25 protein-coding genes are annotated in these 25,605 nt (G+C 62.0%); 14 read left to right on the forward strand and 11 right to left on the reverse strand.

What is annotated here, in order from left to right:
* The first annotated feature begins 2 nt into the window (after window positions 1–2).
* The 5 genes from PSH90_RS03050 (at window position 3) to PSH90_RS03070 (ending at window position 5,746) form a co-directional block, all read left to right on the forward strand.
* Window positions 3–560 carry an NUDIX hydrolase gene (locus PSH90_RS03050; protein ID WP_041480663.1) on the forward strand — a complete coding sequence of 186 codons (558 nt, stop codon included), beginning with the start codon at window positions 3–5 and terminating at the stop codon, window positions 558–560.
* A gap of 315 nt (window positions 561–875) precedes the next feature.
* Entirely contained in the window at window positions 876–1,247 is a 372-nt protein-coding gene (locus tag PSH90_RS03055) for a translation initiation factor Sui1 (RefSeq protein ID WP_007914613.1), read from the forward strand.
* 220 nt (window positions 1,248–1,467) lie between these two features.
* Window positions 1,468–3,381 (forward strand): arginine decarboxylase, encoded by a 1,914-nt coding sequence (gene speA, locus PSH90_RS03060; RefSeq protein WP_016771856.1) that lies wholly within the window; start codon window positions 1,468–1,470, stop codon window positions 3,379–3,381.
* Window positions 3,382–3,614: 233 nt separating this feature from the next.
* On the forward strand, window positions 3,615–4,961 hold the full coding sequence (locus PSH90_RS03065) for a type VI secretion system Vgr family protein (protein ID WP_305382136.1): 1,347 nt from the start codon (window positions 3,615–3,617) through the stop codon (window positions 4,959–4,961).
* Complete coding sequence (locus PSH90_RS03070) at window positions 4,958–5,746, forward strand: DUF4123 domain-containing protein (RefSeq protein ID WP_252868741.1); 789 nt, start codon at window positions 4,958–4,960, stop codon at window positions 5,744–5,746. Before PSH90_RS03065 ends, PSH90_RS03070 begins: the two co-directional genes overlap by 4 nt.
* 7 nt (window positions 5,747–5,753) lie before the next feature.
* Here PSH90_RS03070 and PSH90_RS03075 read toward each other — a convergent pair whose 3' ends face one another.
* Entirely contained in the window at window positions 5,754–7,103 is a 1,350-nt protein-coding gene (locus PSH90_RS03075; protein ID WP_305382137.1) for an MATE family efflux transporter, read from the reverse strand.
* Here PSH90_RS03075 and PSH90_RS03080 point away from each other — a divergent pair.
* A complete protein-coding gene (locus tag PSH90_RS03080; protein WP_305382138.1) occupies window positions 7,102–7,623 on the forward strand; it encodes a hypothetical protein in 522 nt (173 codons plus the stop codon). The two genes, PSH90_RS03075 and PSH90_RS03080, sit on opposite strands and share 2 nt — an antisense overlap.
* Before the next feature lie 4 nt (window positions 7,624–7,627).
* On the opposite strand, the gene PSH90_RS03085 is transcribed toward PSH90_RS03080, so the two are convergent.
* Complete coding sequence (locus tag PSH90_RS03085) at window positions 7,628–7,921, reverse strand: hypothetical protein (RefSeq protein ID WP_305382139.1); 294 nt, start codon at window positions 7,919–7,921, stop codon at window positions 7,628–7,630.
* 245 nt (window positions 7,922–8,166) lie between these two features.
* Between PSH90_RS03085 and PSH90_RS03090 the strand changes: the two genes are divergently transcribed.
* From PSH90_RS03090 to PSH90_RS03110, 5 genes are all read left to right on the forward strand, one after another.
* On the forward strand, window positions 8,167–8,469 hold the full coding sequence (locus tag PSH90_RS03090; RefSeq protein WP_016771852.1) for a MazG-like family protein: 303 nt from the start codon (window positions 8,167–8,169) through the stop codon (window positions 8,467–8,469).
* Window positions 8,469–9,218: a methyltransferase gene (locus PSH90_RS03095; protein ID WP_095180904.1), complete on the forward strand. Its 750-nt coding sequence runs from the start codon at window positions 8,469–8,471 to the stop codon at window positions 9,216–9,218. The genes PSH90_RS03090 and PSH90_RS03095 overlap by 1 nt, the downstream gene beginning before the upstream one ends.
* A gap of 12 nt (window positions 9,219–9,230) precedes the next feature.
* Window positions 9,231–9,842, forward strand: coding sequence for a DUF4136 domain-containing protein (locus PSH90_RS03100; RefSeq protein WP_305382140.1), 612 nt, complete (start codon window positions 9,231–9,233; stop codon window positions 9,840–9,842).
* Window positions 9,843–9,883: 41 nt separating this feature from the next.
* A complete protein-coding gene (locus PSH90_RS03105) occupies window positions 9,884–10,441 on the forward strand; it encodes a DUF4136 domain-containing protein (RefSeq protein ID WP_041480657.1) in 558 nt (185 codons plus the stop codon).
* 219 nt (window positions 10,442–10,660) lie between these two features.
* On the forward strand, window positions 10,661–12,658 hold the full coding sequence (locus PSH90_RS03110; protein WP_305382141.1) for a pilus assembly protein TadG-related protein: 1,998 nt from the start codon (window positions 10,661–10,663) through the stop codon (window positions 12,656–12,658).
* On the opposite strand, the gene PSH90_RS03115 is transcribed toward PSH90_RS03110, so the two are convergent.
* Together PSH90_RS03115 and PSH90_RS03120 are read right to left on the reverse strand one after the other, a co-directional pair.
* Window positions 12,643–15,423 (reverse strand): ATP-binding protein, encoded by a 2,781-nt coding sequence (locus PSH90_RS03115; RefSeq protein WP_305382142.1) that lies wholly within the window; start codon window positions 15,421–15,423, stop codon window positions 12,643–12,645. The two genes, PSH90_RS03110 and PSH90_RS03115, sit on opposite strands and share 16 nt — an antisense overlap.
* Entirely contained in the window at window positions 15,420–15,866 is a 447-nt protein-coding gene (locus tag PSH90_RS03120; RefSeq protein ID WP_258707552.1) for a TadE/TadG family type IV pilus assembly protein, read from the reverse strand. The genes PSH90_RS03115 and PSH90_RS03120 overlap by 4 nt, the downstream gene beginning before the upstream one ends.
* A 75-nt stretch (window positions 15,867–15,941) precedes the next feature.
* On the opposite strand from PSH90_RS03120, the gene PSH90_RS03125 reads away from it, so the two are divergent.
* The 3 genes from PSH90_RS03125 to PSH90_RS03135 all read left to right on the forward strand — a co-directional run bounded on the left by PSH90_RS03125 (window position 15,942) and on the right by PSH90_RS03135 (window position 19,003).
* Window positions 15,942–16,412 carry a prepilin peptidase gene (locus tag PSH90_RS03125; RefSeq protein ID WP_305382143.1) on the forward strand — a complete coding sequence of 157 codons (471 nt, stop codon included), beginning with the start codon at window positions 15,942–15,944 and terminating at the stop codon, window positions 16,410–16,412.
* Between the two features lie 106 nt (window positions 16,413–16,518).
* The gene (locus PSH90_RS03130) at window positions 16,519–17,298 is read left to right on the forward strand and encodes a response regulator (protein ID WP_370695132.1); all 780 of its coding nucleotides are present in this window, start codon (window positions 16,519–16,521) and stop codon (window positions 17,296–17,298) included.
* Window positions 17,299–18,640: 1,342 nt separating this feature from the next.
* Window positions 18,641–19,003: a DUF6124 family protein gene (locus tag PSH90_RS03135; protein WP_305382144.1), complete on the forward strand. Its 363-nt coding sequence runs from the start codon at window positions 18,641–18,643 to the stop codon at window positions 19,001–19,003.
* Window positions 19,004–19,108: 105 nt separating this feature from the next.
* On the opposite strand, the gene PSH90_RS03140 is transcribed toward PSH90_RS03135, so the two are convergent.
* The 7 genes from PSH90_RS03140 to PSH90_RS03170 are packed head-to-tail and all read right to left on the reverse strand — an operon-like array spanning window position 19,109 to window position 25,594.
* Window positions 19,109–19,381 carry a DUF3613 domain-containing protein gene (locus tag PSH90_RS03140; protein ID WP_305382146.1) on the reverse strand — a complete coding sequence of 91 codons (273 nt, stop codon included), beginning with the start codon at window positions 19,379–19,381 and terminating at the stop codon, window positions 19,109–19,111.
* 9 nt (window positions 19,382–19,390) lie between these two features.
* The gene (locus PSH90_RS03145; protein ID WP_305382147.1) at window positions 19,391–20,113 is read right to left on the reverse strand and encodes a lipopolysaccharide assembly protein LapB; all 723 of its coding nucleotides are present in this window, start codon (window positions 20,111–20,113) and stop codon (window positions 19,391–19,393) included.
* Between the two features lie 23 nt (window positions 20,114–20,136).
* Window positions 20,137–21,021 carry a type II secretion system F family protein gene (locus tag PSH90_RS03150; protein ID WP_024011441.1) on the reverse strand — a complete coding sequence of 295 codons (885 nt, stop codon included), beginning with the start codon at window positions 21,019–21,021 and terminating at the stop codon, window positions 20,137–20,139.
* A gap of 1 nt (window position 21,022) precedes the next feature.
* Window positions 21,023–21,907 (reverse strand): type II secretion system F family protein, encoded by an 885-nt coding sequence (locus PSH90_RS03155; RefSeq protein WP_305382149.1) that lies wholly within the window; start codon window positions 21,905–21,907, stop codon window positions 21,023–21,025.
* A 17-nt stretch (window positions 21,908–21,924) separates the two neighbouring features.
* Entirely contained in the window at window positions 21,925–23,193 is a 1,269-nt protein-coding gene (locus PSH90_RS03160) for a CpaF family protein (protein ID WP_041480648.1), read from the reverse strand.
* Window positions 23,190–24,380, reverse strand: a complete 1,191-nt coding sequence (locus tag PSH90_RS03165) for a pilus assembly protein (protein ID WP_305382150.1) — start codon at window positions 24,378–24,380, stop codon at window positions 23,190–23,192. The genes PSH90_RS03160 and PSH90_RS03165 overlap by 4 nt, the downstream gene beginning before the upstream one ends.
* Window positions 24,377–25,594, reverse strand: coding sequence for a type II and III secretion system protein family protein (locus PSH90_RS03170; RefSeq protein ID WP_305382151.1), 1,218 nt, complete (start codon window positions 25,592–25,594; stop codon window positions 24,377–24,379). The genes PSH90_RS03165 and PSH90_RS03170 overlap by 4 nt, the downstream gene beginning before the upstream one ends.
* Window positions 25,595–25,605: the final 11 nt, after the last annotated feature.

Here is a 25,605-nt window from a genome sequence, read left to right on the forward strand (position 1 = left end):
ACGTGAGCCAGACTACAAGAGAGGCGGCCCATCGCGCCGCCTCGGACGCTGAACAGATCGCCTGGGTCGACGAACAGGACAACCTGCTCGGCGCTCTGGTGCGCTCCGATTTGCGTGAGCGCGGGCTGATTGGCCGTGGCACTTACATCATGCTGTTCAACTCCGCCGGTGAGCTGTGCGTGCACCGCCGTACGTTGAGCAAGGCGATTTATCCTGGTTACTGGGATGTTGCCGCAGGCGGCATGGTCCAGGCCGACGAAAGTTATGCCGAGTCGGCGGCGCGCGAGCTGGAAGAAGAGCTGGGCGTCAGCGGCGTCGAACTCACCGCTCACGATCACTTCTATTTCGAAGACACCGGCAATCGTCTGTGGTGTTCGGCATTTTCCGCTGTATGGGACGGGCCGCTGAAACTGCAGCCGGAAGAAGTCCTCGAAGCGCGATTCATCCCTGTCGAACAGGTCATGCGCGAAATCAGCGAAAAGCCTTATTGCCCGGACTCTCTGGCCGCGTTAAGGCGCTATCTCAAGGCGCAGCAAAGCAACGTCGCAAAGAACACATGAATTGGCGCCGATTGGCACTTAGCAATCGCGATTTTTGCCGTTACACTGCGCGACCTTTTCAAGCTGCACCGGATAGCTTGAGGTTGGCCTGCAGATTTGCCGTAGGAGCTGCCGAAGGCTGCGATCTTCTGATCTTGCTTCCAAAGATCAGGATCAAAAGATCGCAGCCTCGTTGCACGAGTCAGCTCCTACAGATTCAGTCCAGCGTTCAAAGTTTTCCGATGCAGTAGCGCTGCCCCTGCCTGAGTGGGGCTTCGCGGTCGCTGACCTTGCCCAAGGTTGCGATCAGTCTTTGTCCTCCCGAGAGGATTGCCGGTGGCCAAGAAAGCCGCATCCTTCGCCGCCCTGGGCGGCCTGGTATTTTCCACCGACGCAGGTCGTCATTGCCCGGAATGCAGCAAGCCGGTGGACGCCTGTATCTGCAAACAAACCGTGATCCCGGCCGGTGACGGCATTGCCCGCGTGCGTCGCGAAAGCAAAGGGCGTGGCGGCAAGACGGTGACCACCATCACCGGCGTGCCCCTGGCCGAAGACGCGCTCAAGGAGCTGGCGACGACGTTGAAGAAACGTTGTGGCACCGGCGGGGCGTTGAAGGACGGCATCATCGAAATCCAGGGCGATCACGTCGAGCTACTCTTGGCAGAGCTGATCAAGCACGGTTTCAAAGCGAAGAAGTCCGGCGGCTAGCAGCCTCTGTGAAACCCTCCGGCGGCTTGATCCGGCTTCGAGTGTTCTCGGATCCGGCGTCGTCGCCATGGTTTTCACAGAGCCTGTTCATGACCGGTTTCTAAACTCCACGCAGTCAGTGCGGTCTACCGCCGCACTGACGAACCGTCATTTTCATTCTTTAGACTGCGCCGGCCTGCACTTCAGGCGACGCACTCTGACTTCTTTATAGGGGACTTCGATGTCCGTACGACGCACACGTAAAGACGATGGCAGCCAATGGACAGTTGCGGACAGCCGCAGCGTTTACGGGATTCGCCATTGGGGGGCCGGGTATTTCGCGATCAATGAAGCCGGTCGCGTCGAAGTACGTCCGAACGGCCCGAGCAGCTCGCCTATCGATCTGTTCGAGCAAGTCGACCAACTGCGCAAGAGCGGTTTGTCCTTGCCGCTGCTGGTGCGGTTCCCCGACATCCTGCAAGACCGTGTCCGTCAGTTGACCGGTGCTTTCGATTCGAACATCGAGCGCCTGGAATACCAGAGCAAATACACCGCGCTGTACCCGATCAAGGTCAACCAGCAGGAAGCGGTGATCGAGAACATCATCGCCACCCAGAACGTTTCCATCGGTCTGGAAGCCGGCTCCAAGCCTGAGCTGCTGGCGGTGCTGGCGCTGGCGCCGAAGGGCGGCACCATCGTCTGCAACGGTTACAAGGACCGCGAGTTCATCCGTCTGGCGCTGATGGGCCAGAAGCTCGGCCATAACGTGTTCATCGTCATCGAGAAAGAGTCCGAAGTCGGCCTGGTGATCGAAGAAGCCGCCTCGCTGAAGGTCAAGCCGCAGGTGGGTCTGCGCGTGCGCCTGTCGTCGCTGGCCTCGTCGAAATGGGCGGACACCGGTGGCGAAAAATCCAAATTCGGTCTGTCGGCGGCGCAACTGCTGTCGGTGGTCGAGCGCTTCCGTGGCGCCGGTCTGGATCAGGGCATCCGCCTGCTGCACTTCCACATGGGGTCGCAGATCGCCAACCTCGCTGACTATCAGCACGGCTTCAAGGAAGCGATCCGTTATTACGGCGAATTGCGCAACCTCGGTCTGCCGGTCGATCACATCGACGTCGGCGGCGGCCTCGGTGTCGACTACGACGGCACGCATTCGCGCAACGCCAGTTCGATCAACTACGACATGGACGATTACGCCGGTGTCGTGGTCGGCATGCTCAAGGAATTCTGCGACGCGCAGAGTCTGCCGCATCCGCACATCTTCTCCGAGAGTGGCCGTTCGCTGACTGCGCACCACGCAATGCTGGTTGTGCAGGTCACCGACGTCGAGAAACACAACGACGAAATCCCGCTGATCGAAAACAAGGAAAGCCTGCCGGAAACCGTGCAGTGGCTGGTCGATCTGCTCGGCCCGACCGACATCGAAATGGTCACCGAAACCTACTGGCGCGCCACCCACTACATGAGCGACGTGGCCGCGCAGTACGCCGACGGCAAGCTGACCCTGGCGGAAAAAGCCCTCGCCGAGCAGTGCTACTTCGCCGTGTGCCGTCGCTTGCACAACTCGCTGAAAGCGCGTCAGCGTTCGCACCGCCAGGTGCTCGACGAACTCAACGACAAGCTGGCCGACAAGTACATCTGCAACTTCTCGGTATTCCAGAGCCTGCCGGACACCTGGGCGATCGATCAGGTGTTGCCGATCATCCCGCTGCATCGCCTCGACGAAGAGCCGCTGCGCCGCGCGGTGCTGCAGGATCTGACCTGCGACTCCGATGGCAAGATCAACCAGTACGTCGACGAGCAGAGCATCGAAACCAGCCTGCCGGTGCACGCGTTGAATGAAGGCGAAGATTACCTGCTGGGCGTGTTCCTGGTCGGCGCCTATCAGGAAATCCTTGGCGACATGCATAACCTGTTCGGTGACACCGACTCGGTGAACATCTACCAGAACGCCGATGGCAGCGTGTACCACGCCGGTATCGAGACCCACGACACCATCGAAGACATGCTGCGTTACGTGCACTTGTCGCCGGAAGAACTGATGACGCACTACCGCGACAAGTGCGCCAGTGCCCGCATCAGTGCCAGCGAGCGCACGCAGTTCCTCGATGCCTTGCGACTGGGCCTGACCCGCTCCTCCTATCTGTCTTCCTGAGACCCGATAGCGTTCCGCCCGGGTTGTCCGATTTTTTTCCGCAAGCTGTGGAAAATTCGGACAACCCGGTGGGACATCTCCTGATTTTTTCACGAAAACCTGTGCGATCACGGTCAGCAAACTCATCTGGTCTGCTTTTCGCGTAGGTCATTTCCTAAGTTGTACTTCGCCTCTCTACTCGGCCATGCCTCTCGGCGAGAATCCCCGGCCGCCCCTCCTGTAGAGATCCGCCCATGTTCGATCCAGTCAACGAGCCGTCGTTTCGTCTCGATGTAGCGGGCCTGTCCGACCCCTTCGAAGTTCTCGCCTTTACCGGAAGGGAAGCGCTCAGCGAACCCTTTGCCTTCGAGATCGATGTGGTGATCGACGATCCGCATCTGGATCTTGCCAGCCTGCTGCATCGTTCTGCGTTCCTGTGCTTCGGCGCGCCCGGCCAGGGTGTGCACGGGCAGTTGCACAGCCTTGTCCAGCACGAGCATGGCCATGGCTTGCGTTTGTGTCGAGTGCGTCTCGGGCCGAGGCTCGACTGCCTCGACCTGCGTTTGAGCCAGCGCATTTTCAGTGGCCGCTGCGTGCCGCAGATCATCGAACAGGTTCTGCGCGAGCATGGCATCGTCGGCTTGCAACGACGTTTCGACCTGCATAGCGACTACCCGACCCGCACCTTCTGCACGCAATACCGCGAATCCGATCTGCAACTGCTCCAGCGCCTGTGCGCAGAGGCGCGCATTCACTATTACTTCGAGCATCACCGCGACAGGCACTGCCTGGTGTTCGGCGACGATCCGACGCGAATGCCCCATGCAGACGTCGCGCCCTATCAGGGCGAGCATGACCAGCGTGGCGTCGCTCCAGCCGTCCGCCAATGGCAACTGCACGAAGACTCGCAGGCCAGCCAGCGAGGCCCCAGTGCCGAAGGCCACAGCGATCTGCCCGCCTTGCGCAGCGGTCAGTGGTTGCCCCTGGACGACCATCCTTTCATCGAATGCAACCGCCCATGGTTGCTGACCCGCATCGAGCACCGTGCCGATCAGTCTCTCGAACCGCCCTATTGCAATCGCCTGTTCGCGGCCGCGCGGGTACCCGTCTGTGCGCCCGCCGCTGCGCAGTCCAAGCAGCGCATGCACAGCCTGCAGCGAGCCTGGGTGGTCACCGTCGATGAGCCGCAGCCGGATTGCTCGCGGCCGGTGGCGGTGCAATTCGACTGGCTCTATCAGGGCGAAGGGGCTTCGCCAAGTCATTGCTGGCTGCCCCTCGCGCCTGACTTGAACGAGCTGCCCTCGGCGGCACTCGCTGATGGTGTGGAAGTGGTGGTGAGTTTTCTTGAGGGCGATCCCGATCAGCCGGTGGTCAGTGGCGTGCTCCAGCCCTCAGTGTTGCCAGAGGCTGCGGTCGAGGACGATGATCCGGTATCGCTCCCAGAACTGCTGGTGAGCGATGGGTTGCAGCAACTGTTGCAGTCTGGCGAGCCGTTGCTGCTGCTGTGCCTGATGCCGGGCGGTGGCAGCTTCAACCACTGCGCCGAGTCCGTGTGCAGTTGCCGGCTGCTCACCGCGCTCGATCAGAGCAGCGCACGATGAGCGGCGCGGCGCTTGAGCCCATGGCGCAATGGCTGTTGCTCGATACCCCGGACGCGGCACGCGCCCTGCTGACCTTGCGCCAGGGCTTTGCCGATGTGCAGCGTCACCGATTGTTTGACGGCACCGAATTTCAGCCGGTCAGTGAGCACGGTCCGGTCCTCGTCGACTTGCGCGAGAGTCCGGCATTGACCGCCTTGTGCCTGCGCGATCCGGACACCTGGCGTGGCCTGTTGCTGAGCTGCGAGATACCGGCGCAGCAGCTGCTCAGCCACTTGCAGCGCATGCTTACCGTCTCGTTCGGTTTGAATCACCGGGCCTTGCTCAGCTATTACAACCGTCAGACCGCCAGCTATTTCTTCGACGCCTGCGACGCCGCGCAACTGAGTCGCTGGCTCGGGCCAATCCGCCAGTTGCGCTGGTTTGGCGGCACCTGGGCCGACCGCGCCATCGGCAGTCAGGGCTGGCAACAGCTGCGCAATCCCGGCCTGCTCGTCGAACCTTTGGGCATCGAAGAAAGCCTGACCCGGCGCCAGCGCGAGCGCTTGCAAACCTGTCTGCTGGAGCAGCACATCTGGCGCTGGTGCCAGTCTCTGAGCGTTGATTACCAGACGATCGCTGTGCATGTGCAACAAGGTCTGGCGCTGGGTTTCAGCGATCGTGCTGTGCTGGATGGCTGGCTGTGGCTGCGCCTGCTCAATCCGCGCGCCGTGCTGGTTGTGCCGCCGGCCGGATTGACGCAGCCGGAACGGCTCGACTTCCTGCGTCGGCAGTGGGGCGCGGGCTGACTGTCCGTCAGTGAGCCTTGCCGCTGAACCAGCCATCGCGGCGTTTCAGCCACAGGGCTTGCGCGCCAAGGGTCACGCTGCGCAAGACCATGAACAGCAGAAAAGATATCCACAGGCCGTGATTGCCCAATGTCTGCAAAAACCAGGCGAACGGCAGCAACAGCAGCACCGTCAGCAGCATGCCGTTGCGCATTTCCCGCGCACGGGTGGCGCCGATGAACAGGCCGTCGAGCAGGTAACTCCACACCGCAATCAGCGGCAGCACGGCGAGGTAGGGCAGGTAGAGGAACGCCGTCTCGCGCACGCTCTGAATATCGGTCTGCATCTCGATGAACAGGTGCCCCGCCAGCAGAAACAGCACGGCAAACCCGAGGCTGGCGATCAGCGACCAGCCGCCGGCCACCACCAGCGATCGACGCAATGCCAGGCGATCCCGCGCGCCAATGGCATGGCCGCACAAGGCTTCGACTGCGTGGGCCAGGCCATCCAGTGCGTGGGCCGTCAGCAGCAGGCCGTTGAGCAGCAGCGCGTTGGCCGCTACGGTCGCATCGCCGAGCCGTGCGCCCTGCACGGTGATCAGGAAAAACACCGATTGCAGGGCGAGGCTGCGGATGAAAATGTCACGGTTGACAGCCAGCAGCGGCCGCCAGCTCTGCCAGACTCTCAGCGCCGACCAGATGATCTGCCCCGGATAGGCGCGCAATGCCGTGCGCGTCAGCCACAGGCCGAGCAGGGCGCCGCTCCATTCGGCGATTACCGAAGCCCGCGCCGAGCCGACCACGCCCCAGTCCAGGCCAATCACAAACCACAGGTTGAGCACGATGTTGATCAGGTTGGTGCTCAGCAGAATCGCCAGCGGCGCTCGGGCGTTCTGCGTGCCGAGGAACCAGCCGACCAGCGCATACGTCGCCAGCGCGGCGGGCAGGCCAAACAGGCGCGTGTGGAAAAACTCCCGGGTCAGCTGATCCAGCTCCGCCGACGGCTGCATGAAGTGCAGAGCGACGCCGCTGAGCGGCACGCCAAGAGTGCCGAGCACGACGGCCAGCCCCATTGCCAGCAGCAGGCCCTGCAAGAGAATCTGCCGCAACGCCGCGCCATCGCTGCGCCCGGCAGCCTGGGCGGCAAATCCGGTGGTGCCCATGCGCAGAAAACCCATCGCCCAGGCAAGAAACGTGTACAGACTGGCGCCGACCGCCACCGCGCCCAATTGATGGGCATGGGGCAAGTGACCGATGACAGTGCTGTCGACCAGCGCCACCAGCGGCACGGAAATATTGGAAAGAATCATCGGCGCGGCGAGCGCCCAGACCTTGCGGTGAGTCGGGCGGTCGCGCCAGTCGGTAATCAGTGAGGACATGCAGGCTCCTTGGGGGAGCGGGGATTGTAGCGGCAGAAACACCCTCACCCCAGCCCTCTCCCAGAGGGAGAGGGGGCCGATCTTCGTCGTTCTCAAGCGTGAGTTCGACTCGATATTCCAGGTCGGTGGAGAATTTCAAAGCAACGCGGTCAGCTCCCCCTCTCTCCGGGAATGGGAGAGGGAGCCGATCTTCGTCGCTCTCAAGCGTGAGTTCGACTCGATATTGCAGGTCGGTGGAGAATTTCAAAGCAACGCGGTCAGCTCCCTCTCTCTCCGGGAATGGGAGAGTGAGCCGATCTTCGTCGCTCTCAAGCGTGAGTTCGACTCGATATTGCAGGTCGGTGGAGAATTTCAAAGCAACGCGGTCAGCTCCCTCTCTCTCCGGGAATGGGAGATGGAGCCGATCTTCGTCGCTCTCAAGCGTGAGTTCGACTCGATATTCCAGGTCGGTGGAGAATTTCAAAGCAACGCGGTCAGCTCCCTCTCCCTCTGGGAGAGGGCTGGGGTGAGGGGCTTTTGAAGCGCTAGTGAATAATCCAGCTCAACAACCACAACCCCAGCAGCAACCAGATGATCCCGGCAATGATCGACGCGTTCATCAACGCCCGGATCGCCGACCACAGCAGCATCAGGCCAACGATCAGGGCGATGATGCTGATGATCGAGGTGTCCATCCCCAGCGTTTGCGCCAGGCCGTCGACAAAGTTGCCGCCGGCATTGCTGAGCATATTGAACAGGCCGCTGAGGCCATCGACGATAAAGCGGATGACCGAACCGAGTGCCTGGCCTAGCCATTCGAAAAAGCTTTCTACACGCATGTGTGCATCCCTGATGAAAGAGCTGAGCCTTGGGCCACGCCGAGGGCGGCCGAGTTCCCTGCATGATAGAAGGTTTGCCCGGATCATGTGTGGGAGCGAGCCTGCTCGCGAAGGGGGCGTGTCAGGCAAATCCGGTCTGGATGATCCATCGCTTTCGCGAGCAGGCTCGCTCCCACAATAGATCATCTGCGCTGCTTGCCTTCAGCCCGCATCCCCCCGAAGCTATGCGTCTTCAGGAGAGCCCGATGAACCTTGTTGAACTGACCGAACGCCTGCATGCCATTCGCGACCGCAATGACTGGCGGCAATTTCACAGCCCGAAAAACCTCGCCATGGCCGCCAGCGTGGAAATGGCCGAGCTGGTGGAAATCTTCCAGTGGCTGACAGAAGACCAGTCGCGCCAGTTGCCGGCGGACAAGCTCGCCCACGCCGGGCAGGAAGTCGGCGATATCGTCCTGTATCTGTTGCTGCTGTGCAGCGAACTGGGTCTGGACATGAATGAAGTGGTGCGCGCCAAGCTCGCCGACAGCGAACGGCGGTTCAGCTGATGAGCGACCGTCATTTCGACCAGTTGGCCACGCGCTTCGCCGAAAAAATCTACGGCGGCGCCAAAGGCGCGATTCGCCTCGCGGTATTGCAGGCCGATCTGACCGAGGCTTTGCCGGATCGTCCGCTGCGCGTGCTGGATATCGGCGGGGGCCTTGGGCACATGTCGCTGTGGCTGGCCGAGCGCGGCCATGACGTCACCTTCACCGAGCCGGCTGAGCCGATGCTCGAGGGTGCGCGCCAGCGTTTTGCCGAAGCCGGACACACCGCGACATTCATACAGGCGCCGTGGCAGGAACTGCCCGGTCAGCTCACCGAGCCCTACGATCTGGTGATCTGCCACGCCGTGCTGGAATGGCTCGCCGAACCCCACGCGATCCTGCCGGTGCTGCATCAGTTGACCAACCCTGGCGGCTGGCTGTCGCTGGCGTTCTACAACCGTGATGCGCTGATTTATCGCAATCTGCTCAAGGGCCATTTCAAGAAAATGCGCAAGAACGTCATGGCCGGCGAGAAGCAGAGCCTGACCCCGCAGCAGCCTCTCGACCCACGGGAATTGGCAACGCAACTCGCCGGTATGTGGCAGGTCGAAAGTCAGAGCGGCGTACGGGTATTTCACGATTACATGCCGGTGGAATTCCAGGCCCGCGCCGAACTGGCGGACTTGCTGGAAATGGAACTCGCGCACCGTCGTCACCCAGGCTTCGCCGGGCTTGGGCGTTACTTGCACTGGATCTGCCGGCCGATCTGAGCGGAGCGCGACATGAAAGCTCAATGCGGGTTATTGCTGATAAGTCTGGGGTTGGCCGCTTGCCAAGGCAGCAACCCCTACGTGGCGCAGTCGCGGCCGTTGCCGCCGGCACCGCCGCAAGCCGCCACCACCATCGACCGCAGCGCCTACCCGGCGCCGCCGCGTGATTACGGGCGCTACCGCAATTGGGCCTGGCGCGACGGGCAGTTGCCGCCGGGCACGGCGTGGGCTGACTCGGCGCAGGTGGCCGAGGCGGTCAGCAACGCCCTCGACCAGCGCGGCTTGCGGCCGATGCGCGACAACCGCCCGGCCGACCTGCTGGTCAGCGCCGACCTGCGTCTGGAAACCCGTTTGCGTCAGGTGCGCGATGATTACGGCTACTACGGCGGATACGGCGGCTATGATCGTTATGGTCGCGGTTACGGCATGTACAACAGCGTGCCGGTCATGCGCACCTATCAAGAGCAGGTCGTGGTGGTGCGGGTCGATCTGTTCGATGCCGGCAATGGTCAGCCAGTGTGGAGCGCCAGCGCCGAGACCGGCACCCAGGGCAATCAGATCGAACGCGCCGATGCGATCCGCGAGGCTGTGGAAAAAGCCATGGCGGCGTATCCTCCCAGCTGACGTCGTGTCAGCAGGTTCATGTCTTCACCCGGAGAAAAATCATGTTCCGCCGTCTCGCTCTACTGGCTGTTGCCGCGCTGCTCAGTGCCTGCGCTGCCAACCAGGTCAATCACGATTTCGACGCCAGCCGCGACTTTGCCGCTTATCGCAGCTGGAGCTGGAAAGACCCGGCCCTGCAATATCGCCCCGATGATCCGCGCATCAAAAGTGACCTGACCGAACAGCGCATCCGCCAGGCGGTGTCCGATCAACTCGATCAGCGCGGTTTGCGCCCGGCCGCTGGCGGTGGCAAGGGTGATCTGAGCGTGCAGACCTACCTGATCGTCGAGGACCGGCAGCAGCAAGTGACGACCAATTACGGCGGCGGTTGGGGTGGCCCGTGGAACGGCTACTGGGGCGCGCCGATGTACAACGAAACGCGCAACATCACCTACAAGGTCGCGACCATTCAGATCGACCTGCTCGACGGCAAGGACGGCAAACTGGTCTGGCGCGGCAGCGATGAGCAAATGCTCAGCAACCGCCCGAATCCGGCTGACCGCAGCAATGCCATTCGCGAGACCGTCGCACGGATTCTGGCCAACTATCCACCGCGTTGAACCGCTCTGAACCGTCCCTGTGGGAGCGAGCCTGCTCGCGAAGGCGGTGTGTCATTCAGCATTGAATCCTCTGGCACGACGCTTTCGCGAGCAGGCTCGCTCCCACCGTGGCGGTGGTGACAGGAATGGCGCCACGCCAGCACTCTCGACCGACCGCGTCTACACTCTTTTTCATTAACGGAGGTAGCGCTCGGCACTGCGCCGGCAAAGGAGTGCGCCATGTCGCGAGGATCGCAAGGCAACGGCCCGGCCCGGCAACGCGGGGCGATCGGCTTGATGGCAGCCGCCACCCTGAGTCTGGCGCTGGTGATGATGTTGCTGGTGGTCGACAGCGGTCGCTTGTACATGGAACAGCGCAAATTGCAGCGGGTGGTCGATACCGCCGCCCTCGAAGCGGTCAGTCGCGGCGGCAATTGCCTGCCCGGGCTGAGCGCCGCCAGTTATGCCGGGCAAAGTGCGCTGCGCAATGGTTACGTGGTGGATGCCGCCAATACGCTCGTCACCACTTGCGGCACGCTGGCCACCGCTGCCAGCGGTTTGCGCAGTTTCACTGTCGATGCCACGCAATCAAGCGCAGTCAAAGTCGCTGCCAGTCGTACGGTCACCAGCAGTTTTGCTGGCGGTGTGCAGGCGTTGTTCAGCGCCACGCCGGTCAGCCTCAATACCACGCTCAATGCTTCGGCAGTTGCCGCGAAACCGCAGCCGACCGTCGCCCAACTGAATATTCGCAGCACCCTCGCAAGCATCGACACGGCGCAGTCGAACATCCTCAATCCGTTGTTTTCCGGGCTGCTCGGCGGCAACGTCAACCTCACGGCGGTGGGCTGGGACGGTTTGCTGCACACCGATATCAACCTGCTCAAATACCTCGATCAACTGGCCATCGACCTCAACGTCGGCGCCGGCAACTACACGCAATTGCTCAACACCCAAGCGACGGTGACGCAACTGATTCAGGCAGCGGCGACGGTGGTGCAGCTCAACGGCGCGACCGCGCACGTGGTCACCGCGCTGGGCCAGTTGCAGGTCGCCGCGATCAACGCGGCGCCGGTCAGACTCGGCGAGATCCTGCAACTGCAGACCGGCACTACGGCGGCGGGGCTGGATGCCAATCTGCAATTGCTGCAACTGGTGCAAGGCGTGGTGCAACTGGCCAACAGCAAGAGCGCGGTGGCGGCGACCTTGCCGGTCAACGTGCTGGGGCTGGCCGGTGTCACGGTGCGGGTGAAGGTGATCGAGCCGCCGCAGTTCTCGGCGATTGGCGACCCTGCGCGGGCCAAGGCCGATCCGTTGGGGCCGGACCGGATTTATGTGCGCACGGCGCAGGTGCGCACGTTGTTGTCGGTGAATCTGCCGGTGCTCTCGGGGGTGACGGGGCTGACCAATGCGGTGCTGGGCCTGGTCGGTACGCTGACGCCGACGCTCAATGCACTGTTGAGCCTGAATCTGGTGGACACGCTCAATTCAGTGTTCTGCCTGTTGGGTGCCGGCTGCCAACAGCTCGATCCGAAGCTGCTGCCCTCACCGCAAATCGACATCGCGCTGGATGCCGGCGGGGCGAAAAGCTATGTCACCGATTACCGCTGCCCGACCGGCGATACCGACAGCAAAAGCCTGACTGCCGCCACCACAACCTCTCTGGCAGATCTCAAACTCGGCAAGATCGATCCTGTCGCGGCGTTCTCTTCAGTCGCCGAACCAACGGTGGCGCCGCTGCCGCTGGTCGATCTCGGCATCATTACCTGCCACAAGATTCTCGGCATCGGCAGTTGCGATGCCGCCTCCCGGGTCCAGTACGGCGCGGGCGGCATCGCCCTCAAACTCGACACCAGCGTCGCGCAGACCACGCAGAATCTGCTGTTTTCCAGCACCACTCCCTTCGCCACCCCGGCCAATCTGAAACTGCCGCCCAGCCTGCTGCCGGCCGCGCCGACCAGCAACATCGTCGGCAGCCTGGCAAACACGCTGTCCGGCATCAACCTGATCGTCTACAAACCCGTGGGCAGCAATCCGCTGGGCGCCATCGTCACGGGTGTGGCTTCATTGATCAGCGATGTCAGCAACCGCTTGTTGCCGGTGGTCACCGGGTTGATCAGCCCATTGCTTGATCCGCTGTTGAACAATCTGCTCAAGGGTCTGGGAATCAATCTGATGAACACCGAGGTGGGCGCCAACATGACCTGCGGGCAGACCGGCAAGGCCTATCTGGTGATCTGATCGTCGCTGGTGATCTGATCGTCGCTGGCGATCGGCAATTCGATGCAGAACCGTGCGCCCTCCGTGGAGTTGCGCACGCTCAACTGGCCGCCCATGTTGGCGATGATGCCGTAGCTCACCGACAGGCCCAGGCCGGTGCCGACGCCAATCGGCTTGGTGGTGAAGAACGGCTCGAAGATCCGCTCCAGCAAACGCGGATCGATGCCGCCGCCATTGTCCTCGACCCACAAGCGCACGCTTTCCTCGTCACGTTCGGCGTAGATTGAAATCCACGGTTTGAATGCCGGGTCGTGCTCGCGCTTGCCGAGCAGGGCGTCACGGGCGTTGACCATCAGGTTGATCAGCACCTGCTCCAGTTGATCGACGTAGCCGCGCACCTGCGCCTCGAAGGCAGTTTCGCTGATGCGCAGATCGACACCTTTGCCTCGCATGCCCTCGGCCAGCAGTGACAGGGTGCCTTCGATGGCTTGGGCCGGGTTGAACAATTGTTGTTCGATTTCCGAGCGGCGACCGAACACACGCATGTGGTCGACCACCTTCGCTGCGCGTTGAACCTGAGCGTCGATACGGTTGAGTTTGTCGGTCAGATAATCGACCTGCACATCACCGTTGCCGAGGCGCTTGAGCACGTTGACGATGGCCATGCGCATCACGTTGAGCGGCTGGTTGATTTCGTGGGCGAGGCCGGTGGCCATTTCGCCGAGGGTAGCCATTTTCGCGCTTTGCGTGAGTTGCTGTTGTGAGCGGCGCACCTCGGTGTTGTCGCGGCCCACCGCTTGCACTTCGATCAACTGCCCATGCTCATCGAACACGCCGCGATCCGACCAGACCCACCAGGCGTGTTCGCGTCCGGGCAATTGCAGGCTGATTTCGGCGGTGCTCACTGGCTGTTCCGGGGTCAGTTGGCTCAGGCGCTGCACAAACGCGCCGCGCTGTTCTTCGGACATCCAGCCACCCAGATCAACGCCGGGCAGTTGTTCCGGGGTGCATTCCAGATAAGTCGCCAAGGGTCGGTTTCCAAAGATCAGCGTCAGGTCCGGGCGATAACGGCAGATCATCGCCGGCGAATCCTCTACCAGAATCCGGTAGCGCTCCTCGCTCTGCCGCACCTGCTCGGCGGCAAGCGTCGCGTCGGTGACATCCAGCCACAGGCCCACCGCCTCGACCGGCAGCCCGAGATCATTGCGCAGCAGTTTCGCCTCATCGAGCAGCCAGTGGTACTCGCCACGGCTGTCGCGCAGGCGATAACGCGCACGCACCGAGCCTTCGCGCAGCAACTGGCGGTTGCGCTGGAAATACAGTTCGCGGTCGTCGGGGTGCACGCGCTCGACCAGCGCTGTCGTGTCGCAATCTTCCAGCGTCCAGCCCAGCAAGGGTTGCAGGCTGGCGCTGAAAAACGCCGGGATCAGCGCGCCTTCTGCGTAGCGCTGCACGTAGATCACCGCCGGCGAACTGGCGATCAGATTGTCCAGCCGCGCATGGGCGGCAGCGGCGCGCTGTTGTTGATTCTGGATGTCGCTGATGTCGAGCATGAATCCGACCAGACGCCGATGCTCACCGGTGCCGCTGACCTGACCCTGAATCCGATACCACGTCGCTGCTGCGCCGACCTCCGCGCGGTGCAGACGCACGCTCAGGGTCAGCGCTTCTCCTTGCAGTTGCAGGGCGCGCAAACGGCTGCGCAATTCGTCGCGATCGGCGGGATGAAACAGCGACAGCCAGTCTTCTACCGGCAGCAGGCGATCGCTGAGATTCAGTGCCGAGGCCAGCGTCGGCGCCAGCGCAATCTGCTCTTCGGCAGTGATTTCCCACCAGCCAGTGCCGAGCAGGTTTTGCAGGGAATCAAGACGCTCCATCGATTGCACATGGCGCTGCTCGCGCAAGCGGCTGAGCAGCGGTCCGGCCAGCGCACCGGCCAAGGTCAGCCAGTCGCGATCGGTCAGCCATGGCGCCACGTTGTCGACCGTGTAAAACCCGCAAAGCAGCCATGCGACCACGCCTTGATCATTGCTGTAGGGCACAGCGAACCCGTTGGCGTTGCCGAACGTGGCCTGCAATCGCGAATGTTCATAGCGGCCCTGCGGGCCGGCGAGGCGTTGCGGCGCGCTGCCGTTGAGGCTGTCCAGCGGCGTGCCCAATGGCTGGCCGTCCTCCCACAGTTGCGGGGCGTCGTGGGCACGAAACTGTTGATGAATCTGCCAGCCCTGGGCCTGTTCATCGAGCAGCGCCACGGCGAGGCAGGGGATGTGCCAGCGCTGGGCGATGGCCTGCAATTGTTCGCCGAGCACCATCGGCAAACGCGTCAGGCTGCAGGTGCGCAGGCGATCGCTGACTTGCGCGGCGAGGGCCTGGCAGGCGTCGCGGTCGCGCGCTTGCTGACGTTCGAGCAACAGGTCGGCGATGTCGAGCAGCTGCAGTTGCCAGCCATCGTTTAGTGGCTGCACCCAGCCGCGAAGGTGCAGCGGCTGATCATTCAGGCCGGTGAAATCCAGATCGAGCAATTGCCCGTGCCAGTCCCGCGGCTGGCCTTCGACGCTCAGCAGGCTATGCGGCAGCAGATAGGCGCGAAGCGGCAGCGGCTGACCCTGAGGTTTGTGCTGGGCGAGCAAATGCCGCAGCGGGCCGGCGATCTGCAACACATCGCCGTTGCCATCCAGATAAAAATGCAGGCCGATCGGCGGCGCGCCGAGGTGGTCCGGCAATTCGTGGGCTGCGGCGGGGGCGCGCTTGAGCAAGCGCCCGAAAAGCTTATCGCCGGCGGTCAAAATTGCAGGCTCGAGCGGGCGATGAGGTGCGTGGGCAGATTAGGCACCGTGCCGATCCCGGGCAGCACCAGAAACGGCATGATCTGATTGAGCTTGCTCACCGGGTAATTGACGCTGACGGTCAGGGTGCCGGTCCCCGCGTCGTAAGCCGCACTGGTGTCGGTCCCGACCACCAGATTCAAGGCCGAGGGCAGCCATTGCAGTTGTTGGGTCAGCGCAGCATTGGCGGTGTTGACCACTACCGTCGAATAGTTCGGCGTGGTCGGGTCCACCGCAACGCTGCGGCGCACCGCCTCAGCGGTGGCCTGGTTGAACGATTGCATCATCACGAAGGGCAGGCCGTAGCTGACCAGCCCGTAAAACACTGCGAAAAAGATGATGAACACCAAGGCGAATTCGATCGCCACCGCACCTTTTTGCGACCTGCGAAAGCCGTTTTTCATGCGTGCGTCTACCCTGACAGTCACTGCGTAGTATCAGCATAGAATCAATCAGGCAAAACGGACGGCTTTCAGCGGATGCAGATTTCCCTTGTTCTGATCTGGCTGGCGATCTGCGCCGCGCAAGATGCCCGACAGCGGCGCATTTCCAACGCATTGACGTTAGGCGTGGGCGCGCTGGCGTTGGTCTGGTTGTTGGCGACTGGCACTACTTGGCTGGGCGCCGACGCGGGGCAGGGCGGCTGGGCCTGCCTGATCGCCTTGCTGCTGACGTTGCCGGGTTATTTCCTCGGCCGCATGGGCGCTGGTGATGTGAAATTAATGACAGCCCTGGGTCTTGCGACGAACGGCATATTCGTTCTTGGCGCGTTTATCGGCGCGGGCGTGGCCAGCGTGCTGTGGCTGCTGCTCGCGCCAAAACTCTGGCCTCATATGCGTCAAGGGCTTAGAGCGCATCTGCGTCATCTGGCCCCGGACAAGTCAAAAAAGCTGCCATTTGCGCCGTTCGTGTGGGTAGGGGTGGTGCTTTCGCTGTACTGGATCACCTGATCGCGGGGTGCCACTAGTCCTATGTACATAGTCGGAAAGTCGGTCTACTTTCAATTCAGGCGAATACGCCACCAAAGTGCAGGAATCGTCAGCGTTGGCCGAGCAAATGGAGTGGTTCGTGAACAAGCCTAATTCGGTAAAAATCCTCGTGGTCGATGATCAGCCGCTGATCGTCGAAGAACTCTGTGAGTTTCTCGAGAGCAGTGGCTACCGTTGCGTGCCGTGCGACTCAAGTCTTGAAGCCATCGAGCTGTTCCGGGCGGACCCGGACATCGGTCTGGTGCTGAGTGATTTGCACATGCCGGACATGGACGGCATCGAGTTGATCCAGGCTTTGCAGCGGCTGGCCGGCAAGCAGCGGGTGTTCGAGGCGATCATGCTCACCGGGCGCGCTGACAAGCAGGATGTGATCAAGGCGTTGCGTGCGGGGATTGCCGATTACTATCAGAAGCCGATTGATCTGGCTGAGTTGCTCGAGGGGGTGCAGCGTCAGGAGCTGGCTTTGCAGGAACGGCAGAAGAATCTGCATCTGGGTCATCTGAATCAGAAGTTGCAGTTCTTGTCCGAGTCGATCGATGACCTTTATCAGGATCTGGACAAGGTGCGGCGCTCGCCCGTGCCGGTGGTGAGTGATGGTGAGCCTGAGTCCGTGGAGATGCCGGCGGTGTTCAGTCAGTTGTCGCCCCGGCAGTTGGACGTGGCGCGGTTGGTGGGCAAGGGGCAGACCAATTATCAGATTGCCTGTGAGTTGGGGATTACCGAGAACACGGTGAAGCTGTATGTGTCGCAGGTGTTGCGGTTGACGCATATGCATAATCGGACGCAGTTGGCTTTGGCCCTTTCGCCCGTTGGATCTGCTGGGCGGCAGCGGGTTACTGCGCATTGACTTGGCGGCCTTTGGGCCGACCATGCTTTGGGTGGTTGGGGTGAATATCCGTTTTTTTTGGTGTCGCTGATTACGGTTCCGCCCTTACGGCGGGTCACTTTTGGCAAACGCCCCAAAAGTAACCAAAAGGTCTTCGCCCTGACGTTCGGCCCGCTCGCTGGGGCTCGGGGTTCCTTCGCTCCGGGATCGATCCTGGCGCAGCGGCTCCGGTTTGCTTCGCTGCACCTCCTTCCGCTGTGTACGACTGCGTCGTACGGTCGCTGCGCTCCCACGCCCGGATCAATCCCTCCACTCAGCCTGCCGACGGGCTCCCAGATCAAGATCAAAAGCTACTCGAGCTTGCGCTCATTGTTTTGAGTGGTGAAAAGCATGCGGTGTCTGGCTTTTGTTTTGCGCTGGATTCGCCCCTCACCCCAGCCCTCTCCCGAGGGAGAGGGAGCCGATTTGTGGGTTGTTCAAAATTTGTGTTCGACTCGGTTTTTCAGGTCGGTGTACTTCGCCCAAACAACTCGGTCGGTCCCCTCTCCCTCTGGGAGAGGGCTAGGGTGAGGGTGCTTTTGATCTGCTTCAAAATCTGCATTCGACTCGGTATTTCAGGTCGGTGTACTTCGCCCAAACAACTCGGTCGGTCCCCTCTCCCTCTGGGAGAGGGCTAGGGTGAGGGTGCTTTTGATCTGCTTCAAAATCTGTATTCGACTCGGTATTTCAGGTCGGTGTACTTCGCCCAAACAACTCGGTCGGTCCCCTCTCCCTCTGGGAGAGGGCTAGGGTGAGGGTGCTTTTGATCTGGTTCAAAATCTGCATTCGACTCGGTATTTCAGGTCGGTGTACTTCGCCCAAACAACTCGGTCGGTCCCCTCTCCCTCTGGGAGAGGGCTAGGGTGAGGGTGCTTTTGATCTGCTTCAAAATCTGTGTTCGACTTGGTATTTCAGGTCGGTGTACTTCGCCCAAACAACTCGGTCGGTCCCCTCTCCCTCTGGGAGAGGGCTAGGGTGAGGGTGCTTTTGGTTTTGATTGTTTAAATCTGTGTCTGATTTGCCAGAACCTTCCCACAAGGTTTTCAGGTTGTCCGTCGGACGTCGGGTCACTAGTCTCTGGCTGTCGTCGAATCTTCGGCGATCGGGTGTGAGAACCCTGCTACTTATGGTCATCCAGTATCTGTGCACGCATAATCGCCGCCAGCTTGTCCGCTGTCTGCAATGTGTCATGGCGGCTGTGTGCGGGCAGACTTCGGTCTGGCCGGGTGTCCATAACCGGTATTCTCACCCCGCATACAGTTGCCACCTTTTGCCCCGTGAGAATGGCATTGGGTCGCACCGCAGATTTTGGAGAGCCGTTTCAATGGACAAACTGATCCCAGACCCACCCCCATCCCCCACCACCCCGCTCGAAGACGCCATGCGCGCCGACGATCTTGTGAAAAACCGCGAAGCGATAAAACGCGCGCTCGATTTCTATCTCTGCCCCGAACCCGCAAAACCGCACCCGCCCAGCACGCTGTTCATGGTGGTGCCCAATGTCGATACCGAAAGCCTGTCGGCGCATGCCTGTGAGTCGCTGGCGTCAGCGAGTGCGATGGCGAGTAATTTCGCTGGCGAGTTGAGCGGGTTTCAGCGCAGCACGGCGTTGGCGATTCAGCAGATTGTCATGTTGGCCGAGCTAGCCGTGAATCGGGCGCTGGATCGGGTTGATCCGCAGCGTTGAAACCGCGTTATCGTTCTTCGCGAGCAGGCTCGCTCCCACCGAAAGCACGCGGTCGACTGTGGGAGCGAGCCTGCTCGCGAAGGGGCCTTCAAGGGCACCACCAAACTAATTCTTGCTCTCGATCTTCCCGCCCGCATCCGGATCATAAAAATCCGGGATCTCGTACTGGTATTTCTTCAGCCAGCGCTGCATCGCCAGTTCGCGTTCGGTGGCGGTGGCGCTTTGGGGTTTGGGGGAGGCGGCTTTGTTGCGGCTTTGCAGGACCAGCCAGCCTTCGGTTTCCTGCTGCTGCGCAGAAGCAGGGCCGGCGTCGATGGCTTGGGCGCTGAGGGGCAGGGCAAGCAGTGTCAGGTAGCACAGGCCTTTGCGCAGGTTCATGGCTGTCTCCTATTCGAGCGTCGGAGGTAACGGGTCGATGAAGGCGGCGACGCGGTCGCCGGGGGCGGCTTTGGTGTTGGTCGGGGCTTTGAGTTTTTCTGCGCGTTGCTGCGCTTCGGTGAATTGCTCCGGGGTCAGTTTCGAGCGGCTGACGATTTCCGCGGCTTGCGGCCAGTCGTTCTGGTAGAGCAGCAGGGTGACCATGTTCAGCGTCGCCAGTTGATTGTTCTGGCTCAGTTCGATGGCGGTGAGGAATTCGAATTTCGCTTCGTTGAGGCGCAGTTGGTTGAGGTAGACCACGCCGAGGTCATTGCGGATTTTCTCGTCAGTGGGTGCCAGGCGTGCGGCGCGTTGCAGGTGGGCCTGGGCCTGGCCGTTGTCGCCGCGGGCGGCGTAGACCTGGCCGAGGCCGTGTTCGGCCTGGGCGGTGAGGCAGCCGCCGAGCAGGCTGCGGTAGAGCGGCTCGGCTTCGCTGCGGGCGAGCAGGCGATAAACCTTGGCTTTGCGCAGGCGCACTTCGCTGAGGTTGTCCGGCAGGCTTTGCAGGTTGGCGAGGCTGGCGTGGAGCTTGCCGTCGCTGGCCAGATCATCGGCGAGGTTCAGCGACAATTCCTGCTCCGAGGTCAGTTTGCTGCAACTGGACGGCGACAGCAGCGAGGTCCACGGCGCCTGGCCATCCGTGGCGCAGCCGCTGAGCAGCAACAGACTTGCCATGACTATCAGTACTTTCATCAAACGCTCTCCATGAGCCAAGGTCAGTTTGCGAACGCGCGGGCAATGGCGGTGAAGCCCGGGCCGGCCAGTACGATCAGCAGGGCGGGAAACAGAAACAGCATCATCACCACCGACATCTTCGCCGACATTTTCGAGATGTATTCCTGCAGCCGGGTCAGGCGTCGGTCGTCCAGTAATTGCTTGAGCGCCAGCAGTGATTTCATCGCACCGCCGCCCTGGTGGATCAGTTGCTGGAGGATCACGCAGGTGTCGGTGAATTCGTCCACCGCGAGCATCACCGCGGTCTTGTTCAGCTCCTGACCCAGCTCCAGACCCGAGTCGACGCGGCTGAGGATCAGGCGCAGTTCGCTGGTCAGCTCCGGCAGCAGTTTCTGCGCTTCGACGCTGAGCACACGCAGCGCTTGTTCCACGGCCATGCCGGATTCAAAGAGGATGCGCAGCAGCGGAATGAACGTGGAGATTTCCACGGCGATGGTTTTCTGTCGGCGGGCGGCGGCGTAGGCGAGCAGGCGTTTGGGCAGTAAATAGCCGCCGCCCGCAGCGAACATCGGCGCCATCCAGCGGTGGCTGGTCTGCGGGAAAAACACTTCCTGCAAAAAGATCGCCAGCCCCAGAGCGAGCAGCGGCGTGCCGATCTGGCAGGCGGCGAAGAGCGCGCGTTCGTTGGCGCGGCGCCAGCCGAGGCGGCCGAGCAGGGTCTGGGTTTCGCTGTCGATGCTCACCGAGCCCCGGCCGAAACGGCTGTTGCCCAGTGCGCGCAGCCAATGGCCGAAACGGTTTTCCCGGACCAATTGGCCATGCAAGCGCTGATGCACCTGACGCACGCGGCGGCGCTCGGTGAGCAGGTGATTGCCCAGCAATAGCAGCGAACCGAGGAACAATAACAGCGCGGCGAGCCAGACCATTTCAAACGCTCCGCAACATGCGCCACAGCGCCAGACTGCCCAGCACCTGCAACGCGGCGGCGCTGAGCAGCATGGTCTGGCCGCTTTCGTCGTGCCACATGCCGAGCATGTAGCCGGGGTTGGTCAGCATGAAGTAGCTCACCAGAATCAACGGTAGCAAACCCAAAACCCAAGCGGTCATGCGCGTTTCCCCGGTCAGCGCGCGCAACTGCCGCGCGCCCTGGTCGCGCTCGCGGATCAGTTTGATCAGGTTCTCCAGCAGCTCACTGGCGTTGCCGCCGTAGCGGTGGTTGACCTTCAGGCCGAGGGCGAACATACGCAGTTCGTCCTGCTCGTAGAGTTCGGCAAAATCGCTGACGGCGTCAGGCAAGTTCACCCCCAGTTGCACGTTGCGCTGTACCCGGCCCATGGCCGCTTTCAAAGGGTCTTCACTGGCTTCGATGGCGCCCAGGACTGCATCGCTGAGGGTGCGGCCGGATTTGAGGCTGCGCACGGTGTGGTCGAGCAGTTGCGGCAGTTGTTCGATCATGCGACGGATCCGTTGCCGGTAGCGAATGGCGATGTACAACCGCAACGCCACGGGCGGGACGAGCAACATGATCAGCAGACCGACCCAGCTGGCGAGCAGAAATCCCAGGCCCATTGCCGCTGCCCACAGGCTCAGCCACAGACCGAAACGCTCGCTCGGCCGACCCAGTCCAGCACGTAAAAACATCCGTTCCAGTCCCACCCACCTGGCCTGCTCGACGGCCAGCTGCGGTTGTCCGGCGGCGAGTCGATTGAGGACTTTTTCCGTCGCGGTCTTGCGCAGCCCTTGCAGGAACAGATAGATCGACAGCCCCAGCAGCATCAGGCAAATGGCGATGAGAATGATCGGTCCCAGCATCTGCGTGCTCCTCGCCGTCAGCCCAGGTGAGCGTCGTGGCGCAGCTTGTCGCCGGCCGGGTTGACCGCTTCGCGCACAAAGCCGAACCCCGTGCGGCGGTCGAGGCGGAACAGGGTATTGGTGACGTAGACGTCCTCGCGAATGCCGACCACTTCCACCACTTCACTGACGCAGCGCCGGCCATCGGGCATGCGTGTCAGTTGAATGATCACGTCGAGGGCGGCGCAGATCATCTGACGCAAGGTGCGTTCGGCAATCGAGCGTCCGGTCAGGCCGACCAGAGTCTCCAGGCGCAGCAACGCGTCCTGGGCGTTGTTGGCGTGCACGGTGCTCATCGAACCGTCGTGACCGGTGTTCATCGCGGTGAGCACGTCGACCACTTCGACGCCTCGGATCTCGCCGAGGATGATCCGGTCAGGACGCATGCGCAGGGCGTTGCGAATCAGGTCGCTGGCCTTGACCTCGCCATGCCCCTCAGCGTTGGGCGGACGGGTTTCCAGACGCACCACATGCGGATGGCCGAGTTGCAGTTCGGCGACGTCTTCGATGGTCACCAGCCGTTCGTGCGGGTTGATCAACTGGCTGAGGATGTTCAGCAGCGTGGTCTTGCCGGTGCCGGTGCCGCCGCTGATCAGGATGTTGCAGCGCTTGCCCACGGCGTTCTGCAGGAATTCGAAAATCGCCAGATCGATGGTCTGCATCGCCATCAGGTCGGTGCTCTTGAGCATGTCCTTGCGGAACTTGCGGATCGACAGGCACGGGCCGTCGAGGGCAATCGGCGGGATGATCGCGTTGACCCGGCTGCCGTCCGGCAGGCGCGCATCGACCATCGGCGAGGACTCATCGAGGCGGCGCCCGAGCGGCGCAAGGATGCGTTGCATGACCCGCTCGACGTGATGCGCATCGATAAAACGCAGATCGCTTTGATGCAATACGCCGTCGCGCTCGATGAACACCCGGTGCGGGCCGTTGACCAGAATTTCCGTCACCGACGGGTCACGCAGCAGGACTTCCAGTGGGCCGAATCCGGTGAGTTCGTCGACGATTTCTTCGCCGAGGCGCTCCATTTCGTAGCGCGAGATCGCCAAGTGCAAACGCGCGATGTATTCGGCGACCTTGTCGGTGACGAACTGCGCCAGTTGCTGGCGCGAACCTTCCAGCAGGTTTTTCCCCGACTCCTCGATGGCGTCGATGATGTAGCGGTGCAGGACCAGTTTCAGGCCTTCGTGATCGCTGTTGCCGATCGCTCCGTGAGACGTTGCGCCAAAGAGTTTTTCTGCGCTCATGAGTGGCCTCGCAGACGGTCGAGCCAGGTGACTTTCGGTTTGCTCAGGCCTTCGGAGCGTTTCGCCAAGCGCTCGCCGAGGGTGCGCAGGCTCTGGGTGAGTTTCTCCCGGGGCGCCAGTTCGAACAGGCTGACGCCCTGGTTTTTCGCGTTCAGGCGCACATCGGGACTAAAGGCCAGCACGGCGATGACTTCCAGATTGAAGGTCTTGCCCAGGGTCTCGGCATCCGGCGCGACGTTGCTCAGGTAGCGATCGATCAGCAAGCGCCCGTGCTCGAGTTTCATGCCTTTCTCACGCCATTGGTTGAGCACGGCGAGGTTGCGTCGGCAGTTGAGTACGTTCTGGTCGGTGTACCACAGCAGTTTGTCGCAATGGCTGACGAAGGTACGCAATGCCTCACTGTCGGCCTGCCCGGTGAGGTTCACGACAATGTGCTGGAAGTGCTGGCGCAAGGCGCTGAGCAGCATGTACAGCTCGGCGGCACTGGTGGTTTCCAGCGGCTCGTCAGTGTTGGCGTAGGCAAGAATGCGCAGGCCGTGGTCGGCGCTGGTGAAAGCGCTGTCGATCAGCGTAGCGTCGAGCCGGCGCAGATGGCGCAGGGCGTCGCCGAAGTGAAACGAGCTCTCCAGCCCCAACAGCGCGAGGCTGTCGCCACGGGGCAGGCCAAGGTCGAGCAGCAAGGTTTGCTGGCCGCTCTTCTGCACCACCATGGCCATGTGATTGGCGAGCAAGGCACCGTCGGAACTGCTCTGCACGCCGTACATCACGGTAAGCCCGCCCAGCTGCGTGTTGGGAGTGACGGCGGGCAGGCGTTTGCCCAAGCGCCGCACCAGCCCGGCGACTTCGCTTGAACGTGAGCCATAGGCGACGAAATCCCGTGCACCGGCGCGCATCGCATTGAGTACGAGCTGATTGTCCATGCCGTCGCCGAGGGCGACGATTGCCAGCATCGGCTTGGCTTCCAGCGCACCTTCGATCAGCGCACTTTGCGCCACGACATGCTCGCGATCGAGACCGACGAAGACCAGATTGGCGAACGTCACATCGACCAGTGCGAGCAGTTCGTCGAGGCTGCCGGCACCGGCGCTGACCACCTGGCCCAGTGGCGCGAGTGCGCTTTGCAGCCATTCCAGATCGGTGCTGTTGCGGGTGATGGCGAGGAAGGTCTGACTGAGATTCTGGCTCATTGCGACAACCCGCTGCGCTTGTCGAAGTTACCGTTCTCGAGGAAGAACATGCGATAGAAATTCGGGTCGTAATTGCGCAGTTTCTCCCCCGGCAACGACGGCAGTCGCGCGTCCACCGCCAATGGCTGGACCAGGTGCGGGGTGACGATCATCAGCAGTTCGCGCTCTTCGCGTTTGATTTGCGAACCCTTGAAAAACGCCCCGAGGATGGGAATGTCGCCCAGGCCTGGAAACTTGTTCACTTGCGAGCTGTTGGTGGTGCTGATCAAACCGCTGATGACAAAACTTTCGCCATCACCCAGCGACACGCTGGTATCGGTGCGGCGGATGGTCAGCGCCGGAACGGTGGTGCCGGCGATATTCACCGCGTTGGCAAAATCCAGTTCGCTGACCTCCGGGGCGACTTTCAAGGCGATTCGGTCGCGGCCGATGATGGTTGGCGTCAGGGTCAGGCGGATGCCGAATTCCTTGTACTCGATCGACACGCTGTCGCTGCCGGAACTGGGCACTGGAATCGGGATTTCTCCGCCGGCCAGGAAGCTCGCACTCTGCCCGTTCAACGCCACCAGACTCGGCCGCGCCAGGGTGTAGGCGAAGCCGCTGGTTTCCAGGGCGTTGATGATCGCCATGGTCTTGCCGCCGACCCAGGAGAAATTGAACAGCGAGTTATCCACCGGCAGGCGCGGCTGCGGCACGCCGTCGATCGGTGGCAGCGTGCCGGGCGAACCGAACAGGAAATTGCCGCGCGTGCCGATCAGCGACGCCGTGGCTTCCTTGAGTTTGGTGCGGCTGACTTCGACGAAGCGGATGTCGGTCTGCACCTGCGACGGCAGGGTCGGATCGTCCGACGGCACGCTGCTGGTCAGCGCCGTGGTCGCCGCACCCTGGACGAAGACCATGGCTTGCTGCGGCTGCGCCGAGCAGGCCGTCCAGACCATCAGGCTGGTCGCGCCGGGGCCGACGCCCGTGAGCAGAAAGGACGAACCGCCATTGGCATGCACGTCGGCAATTTTCGGATCGCCCACTGCCAGCCGAGTGATTGCCACCGGTGACTGCATGTCCTGCTGGAAGCCTTCACCGATCTCGATCACCGAGGGCAGGCGCGGCAGTGCCGAGCAATTGCCCACCGCCGCGAGGGCGCTGTCCATCGTCAATCCCAACAACAGCAAGGCCCGGAGCGCGGGTTTCAATGTCGGTCTGAGTCGACTCTGCATGCACGTGAATC

The sequence above is a fragment of the Pseudomonas sp. FP1762 genome (genome assembly GCF_030687105.1).
In the GTDB taxonomy this organism is placed as follows: domain Bacteria; phylum Pseudomonadota; class Gammaproteobacteria; order Pseudomonadales; family Pseudomonadaceae; genus Aquipseudomonas; species Aquipseudomonas siliginis.

What these genes read in the sequence shown, in the direction of transcription:
- PSH90_RS03065 (WP_305382136.1), top strand. Translation starts at nt 3,615, where the DNA reads ATGTTCGATCCAGTCAACGAGCCGTCGTTTCGTCTCGATGTAGCGGGC.
- PSH90_RS03140 (WP_305382146.1), bottom strand. Translation starts at nt 19,381, where the DNA reads ATGAACCTGCGCAAAGGCCTGTGCTACCTGACACTGCTTGCCCTGCCC.
- PSH90_RS03080 (WP_305382138.1), top strand. Translation starts at nt 7,102, where the DNA reads ATGCAGGCTCCTTGGGGGAGCGGGGATTGTAGCGGCAGAAACACCCTC.
- PSH90_RS03100 (WP_305382140.1), top strand. Translation starts at nt 9,231, where the DNA reads ATGAAAGCTCAATGCGGGTTATTGCTGATAAGTCTGGGGTTGGCCGCT.
- PSH90_RS03090 (WP_016771852.1), top strand. Translation starts at nt 8,167, where the DNA reads ATGAACCTTGTTGAACTGACCGAACGCCTGCATGCCATTCGCGACCGC.
- PSH90_RS03150 (WP_024011441.1), bottom strand. Translation starts at nt 21,021, where the DNA reads ATGGTCTGGCTCGCCGCGCTGTTATTGTTCCTCGGTTCGCTGCTATTG.
- PSH90_RS03130 (WP_370695132.1), top strand. Translation starts at nt 16,519, where the DNA reads ATGGAGTGGTTCGTGAACAAGCCTAATTCGGTAAAAATCCTCGTGGTC.
- PSH90_RS03145 (WP_305382147.1), bottom strand. Translation starts at nt 20,113, where the DNA reads ATGAAAGTACTGATAGTCATGGCAAGTCTGTTGCTGCTCAGCGGCTGC.
- PSH90_RS03160 (WP_041480648.1), bottom strand. Translation starts at nt 23,193, where the DNA reads ATGAGCGCAGAAAAACTCTTTGGCGCAACGTCTCACGGAGCGATCGGC.
- PSH90_RS03095 (WP_095180904.1), top strand. Translation starts at nt 8,469, where the DNA reads ATGAGCGACCGTCATTTCGACCAGTTGGCCACGCGCTTCGCCGAAAAA.
- speA (WP_016771856.1), top strand. Translation starts at nt 1,468, where the DNA reads ATGTCCGTACGACGCACACGTAAAGACGATGGCAGCCAATGGACAGTT.
- PSH90_RS03120 (WP_258707552.1), bottom strand. Translation starts at nt 15,866, where the DNA reads ATGAAAAACGGCTTTCGCAGGTCGCAAAAAGGTGCGGTGGCGATCGAA.
- PSH90_RS03105 (WP_041480657.1), top strand. Translation starts at nt 9,884, where the DNA reads ATGTTCCGCCGTCTCGCTCTACTGGCTGTTGCCGCGCTGCTCAGTGCC.
- PSH90_RS03135 (WP_305382144.1), top strand. Translation starts at nt 18,641, where the DNA reads ATGGACAAACTGATCCCAGACCCACCCCCATCCCCCACCACCCCGCTC.
- PSH90_RS03125 (WP_305382143.1), top strand. Translation starts at nt 15,942, where the DNA reads ATGCAGATTTCCCTTGTTCTGATCTGGCTGGCGATCTGCGCCGCGCAA.
- PSH90_RS03075 (WP_305382137.1), bottom strand. Translation starts at nt 7,103, where the DNA reads ATGTCCTCACTGATTACCGACTGGCGCGACCGCCCGACTCACCGCAAG.
- PSH90_RS03170 (WP_305382151.1), bottom strand. Translation starts at nt 25,594, where the DNA reads ATGCAGAGTCGACTCAGACCGACATTGAAACCCGCGCTCCGGGCCTTG.
- PSH90_RS03070 (WP_252868741.1), top strand. Translation starts at nt 4,958, where the DNA reads ATGAGCGGCGCGGCGCTTGAGCCCATGGCGCAATGGCTGTTGCTCGAT.
- PSH90_RS03110 (WP_305382141.1), top strand. Translation starts at nt 10,661, where the DNA reads ATGTCGCGAGGATCGCAAGGCAACGGCCCGGCCCGGCAACGCGGGGCG.
- PSH90_RS03155 (WP_305382149.1), bottom strand. Translation starts at nt 21,907, where the DNA reads ATGCTGGGACCGATCATTCTCATCGCCATTTGCCTGATGCTGCTGGGG.
- PSH90_RS03085 (WP_305382139.1), bottom strand. Translation starts at nt 7,921, where the DNA reads ATGCGTGTAGAAAGCTTTTTCGAATGGCTAGGCCAGGCACTCGGTTCG.
- PSH90_RS03165 (WP_305382150.1), bottom strand. Translation starts at nt 24,380, where the DNA reads ATGAGCCAGAATCTCAGTCAGACCTTCCTCGCCATCACCCGCAACAGC.